This is a genomic window from Paenibacillus cisolokensis (assembly GCF_050481165.1).
GTDB classification, from domain to species: domain Bacteria; phylum Bacillota; class Bacilli; order Paenibacillales; family Paenibacillaceae; genus Paenibacillus_AH; species Paenibacillus_AH cisolokensis.
This window is the reverse complement of the sequence record NZ_JBCNFP010000187.1, coordinates 1-1,182: the sequence shown is the minus strand read 5'-3', so window position 1 is coordinate 1,182 and position 1,182 is coordinate 1. Positions and strand designations below refer to the sequence as shown.

Here is a 1,182-nt window from a genome sequence, read left to right as displayed (position 1 = left end):
AACTTTTCACTGTCCAGTATATTAACTATCGGTTAAAAATGAATTATTTTTATTGAGTTAATGTGATATTTAAAGGTGGTTGTGATGAGCTCAAATTTACCCGGAAAAACCAGTTCGACATTAGAACGCGCACTGTTTATCTTGGAATGCCTTTCTAAAAAAAAGGGAGGCGGGGGAATCAGTGAATTATCCGAAACCACTCAACTCCCGAAAAGCACCATTCACCGTATTTTAGAAACCTTGCAAACCTACGGATTTGTCACACAAGACCCGGATTCCGACAAGTATTTTATCGGGTTAAAAGCCATAGAAATCGGTATGTCAGGTTTGCATAATATCGACCTGGTCGAAGCAGCACAGCCGCACATGCATGATCTGGCAGCAAATACCGGACAAACGTCTTTTTTGGCGGTATTTGACCAAGGTGAAGTGATCTATATTTACAAAGTGGAAGGAACCTCGTCCTTCATCATGAATGCGAAATTGGGGACGAGAAATCCCGCGCATTGCACGGGACTAGGCAAAGCGATAATGGCTTATTTCTCTCTTGAAACGGTTGATCAGATCATTAGTGAAAAAGGATTGCAACGCTACACGCCGACCACGATCACAGATCACCAGGAATTCCTCCAAGAGTTAAGCCGGATCAGGCAAAGAGGGGTTGCGATCAATCGGGAAGAACTGGACGAGGGGTTAAGTTCGATCGCCGCTCCAATTTTCAATTACACCGGTAGAGTCATTGCATCGGTCAGTGTAGCCGGCCCTACAGAAAAAATATTTGAACAACAGGAAGAAATTGAGGAACAAATCCGTGAAAAATCCCACCTCATCTCCAAGCGATTAGGATTTGTCCCGTCAATGCGAGCCATTTACACGATATAAGTAAAATACAACCATTCGCTTTGGGGCGTTAAAAAACTCCCGCTTGCTGAAAGCAAGCGGGAGTTTTGACATAGGAACCAGATCAAATGTCCGATTATGCTACCAATAGCACATCAGGAATAATTGATATACATCGTTTTCTTCTGCAAATAACCTTCCAGACCATGCTTGCCATCCTCGCCACCTAGCCCGCTTAATTTAAAGCCGTTATGAAAAGCATGCACGGATTCCCCATGCGGACGGTTCACATAGATTTCGCCAAAATCCAGCTCGTCAATGACGGACATGACTTTTTTCAAA

At 43.5% G+C, this 1,182-nt stretch carries 2 protein-coding genes; one reads left to right on the top strand and one right to left on the bottom strand.

Going from position 1 to position 1,182, the window contains the following annotated elements; genetic code table 11:
- Window positions 1-84 precede the first annotated feature (84 nt).
- Window positions 85-882 (top strand): IclR family transcriptional regulator, encoded by a 798-nt coding sequence (locus tag ABEV74_RS22765; RefSeq protein ID WP_009225678.1) that lies wholly within the window; start codon window positions 85-87, stop codon window positions 880-882.
- Between the two features lie 113 nt (window positions 883-995).
- Here the strand turns inward: ABEV74_RS22765 and ABEV74_RS22760 are convergent.
- Window positions 996-1,182 (bottom strand): aldehyde dehydrogenase family protein (locus ABEV74_RS22760; RefSeq protein WP_430149928.1); only part of this gene is annotated, 187 nt, incomplete at its 5' end.